Annotated in this window: 1 protein-coding gene; it reads right to left on the bottom strand. The window is 72.4% G+C overall.

What is annotated here, in order from left to right; all coding sequences use genetic code 11:
- Positions 1–1,766: thiamine pyrophosphate-binding protein (locus U9980_RS23175; protein WP_322769876.1), on the bottom strand; the 1,766-nt coding region annotated here is incomplete at its 3' end.
- Positions 1,767–1,813 lie beyond the last annotated feature (47 nt).

The following is a 1,813-nucleotide window of genomic DNA, read 5'->3' as shown; positions in this document are numbered from 1 at the left end:
GAAGTCTGCCAGACCGGGAACTGCTCGCCGAGTTGTTCTTTGCTGATCTTACCGAGGGCGCCGTTGTCGAGCAGGATGTGTTTGATCCCGATGTCGTACTTGACCGCGGTGGTCACTTCGGCGAGGTATTGGCCGAAGCCGCCGTCGCCGGTGACGGCCACGACCGGGCGGCTGGGGTCGGCCGCCCATGCGCCGATCGCGGCCGGGTAGCCGAAGCCGATCGAACCGAGGTAGCCCGACATCAACACCGGCTGGCCGGCGGACTCGAAGTAGCGGCCGAAGGAGTAGGCGTGGTTGCCGACGTCGACGCTGATGACGGCGTCGGCGGGGATGTGCCGCCCGAGCGCGTCGAAGACCGCCGCCGCGGACAGTCCCCGGCCCCGGTCGTCGGCGACGCGGCGCGCCTTTTCAGCGCGCCACAATGCCCAGCGCGCCGCCACGTCCGGCCGCTGGTCCACCCCGGCCGTGGTACCAGCCGGACCGCCGTCGAGGGCCGCCGCCAGGGCGAGCAGGCTCAGTTCGGCGTCGCCGAGCACCCCGACGTCCACCTTCTGGAAGCGGCCGATGGCGGCGTGGTCATCGTCGATCTGGATGGCGGGTTTGTACGGCGCGATGCCGGTGTGGTTCGCGAACGACGCGCCGACGACGACCAGCAGGTCTGCCTCGTTCATCAGCCAGCTGGCGACCGGGGTGCCGCTGCGGCCCAGCACGCCCGCCCCGAGCGGGTGGGTGTCCGCCAGTAGCCCCTTGGCCTTGAAGGTTGTCGCGACCGGTGCACCCAGCCGTTCCGCCAGCGCCCGCAGGGCCGCCGCGGCCGGCCGGGCGCCATGCCCCGCGATGATGACCGGTCGTCGGGCGCGGCGCAGCAGATCGGCAGCCGTCCGCACGGCGGTGGCGTCGGGACCGCTGCGGCGGTCGGAGAGCCGGCCGTCGGGCCGGACCGCTGCCGCGGTCGCCGGCAGTACCTGCACCTCGTCCGGCAGCACCAGGTGCGCGACCCCGCGTCCGTCGACGGCGTGCTTGACCGCGAGCGCCGCAAGCTCGCCATGGTCGCTGCCGGCCTGCACCGTCGCCGTGGACACCGCGACGTCCCGGAATACCGCCGAGAGGTCCAGGTCCTGGAACGCTCCCCGGCCGAGGACCTTCGACGGCACCTGCCCGGAGATAGCCAACACCGGCGCACCGTCGAGCTTCGCGTCGTACAGACCGGTCAGCAGGTTCGTCGATCCGGGCCCGGCGATCGCGAAGCACGCCGCCGGACGTCCCGTCAGCTTGCCGTACGCGCTGGCGGCGAACGAGGCGGCGCCCTCGTGCCGGATACCGATATAGGTGATCTCGCCACGCGCCTCAGCGCGGCGCAGCGCGTCGGCGAAGCCCAGGTTGGAGTGCCCGACCATGCCGAACACGTGCCGGACGCCCCACGCGACCAGGGTGTCCACGAGAACGTCGCTGACAGTGCGGGTCTCGATCCGCGCCGGCGGCAGCTGCACGAACGCCCCGTCGTCCCGTTCGTGTACGGCGTAGGCGGTCGCCGCGTCGGTGAAGCCCGCCGGCGGTTTCCCCGTGGTGGGATCGTAGTCGTAGCCGTGCCACGGACAGCGCAGCCAGCCGTTCTCGATCGACCCCTCGCCGAGCGGGCCGCCCTGATGCGGGCAGCGGTTCTCCAGCGCCGAGAGCAACCCCCCGCACCGCGTCAGCGCCACACTGCGGCCACCGACCACGGCGGTACGCACCCGACCCTCGTCGGGCAGATCCTCGGCGTCCACCCGATGCCAGCCGGACGTCTCAGCCGGCTGCTCTGGCTGCTCTGGCC

The sequence above is a fragment of the Protofrankia sp. Cr1 genome, assembly GCF_963555865.1.
Lineage (GTDB): Bacteria > Actinomycetota > Actinomycetes > Frankiales > Frankiaceae > Protofrankia.
Note: the sequence above shows the minus strand (reverse complement) of the source record. Positions and strands in the feature narration are given on the sequence as shown.